This is a genomic window from Massilia sp. CT11-108, from assembly GCF_047302915.1.
GTDB lineage: Bacteria > Pseudomonadota > Gammaproteobacteria > Burkholderiales > Burkholderiaceae_D > Telluria > Telluria orientalis.
Genome location: NZ_JBKYMO010001252.1, coordinates 1 through 450, shown reverse-complemented (window position 1 = coordinate 450; position 450 = coordinate 1). Strand labels below are relative to the sequence as shown.

At 64.2% G+C, this 450-nt stretch carries 1 protein-coding gene; it reads right to left on the bottom strand.

Features of this window, described 5'->3' with window-relative positions; translation table 11 throughout:
• Positions 1–275, bottom strand: a 275-nt coding sequence (locus ACEN88_RS34275) for a sigma factor (RefSeq protein WP_413346853.1), incomplete at its 3' end; no start/stop codon positions are given.
• Positions 276–450: the final 175 nt, after the last annotated feature.

Sequence of the window (450 nt, the reverse complement as noted above, 5' to 3'; positions counted from 1 at the left end):
CGGACGTCCAGCGCCTTGTTGCGCACGATCGTCACCATCCACGTGAGCGGCGACGCCAGGTGCACCTGGTAGCCGGCGGCCGCGTGCCAGATCGCGACGAACGCGTCCTGCACGGCCTCCTCCGCCAGTTCTTCCTTGTGCAGCACGCGCAGCGCGAAGCCGAACAGCTGCGCCGACGTGGCGTCGTACAGCCTGCGGAACGCGGCGCGGTCCTGCAGGGCCACGGCCGCGAGCACATGGTACAGCTGGTCGTCCTGGTCGGTCTCGTGGCTCACGTCGCCCCTGTCATTGATTTAATGAAAACATTGTAACCGTACAATGACAGGACTGGAAACGATTACATTCGTGCGGAAAGGTATTGCTCGCGCACGGACAATCCGGTCTGCGGCAAGCGCGCGGCCGTCACGGTGACCTGCTTCATGACGGCCGCGTCGTCGACGACCTTCACCA